Here is a 223-nt window from a genome sequence, read left to right on the forward strand (position 1 = left end):
AAACTGCTGGTTGGTTTGTAAAGGAGAACATTTTCAAGCACGGAGACGACCTGAAGGAGTGGATTGTAAAAGATAGGCCAGTATTTAGCTCAGATCAATTTGATTACATACTTCAGCTTTCTGACTCTGAGGAGTGGCAAGAGAAGTTCTGTATGATCGCATCAACATACTACGGAGTCAGTACCAATTATGATCAGGCCGACTCCCGCTTTCAAGTGGCGAT

General features: G+C 43.5%; 1 protein-coding gene. It reads left to right on the plus strand.

Annotation, left to right across the window (positions count from 1 at the left end):
* A partial coding sequence (locus C661_RS24140; RefSeq protein WP_041877988.1) for a hypothetical protein occupies positions 1-223 on the plus strand: 223 nt, incomplete at both ends.

This window comes from Clostridium tunisiense TJ (assembly GCF_000300195.1).
In the GTDB taxonomy this organism is placed as follows: Bacteria; Bacillota; Clostridia; order Clostridiales; family Clostridiaceae; genus Clostridium_J; species Clostridium_J tunisiense.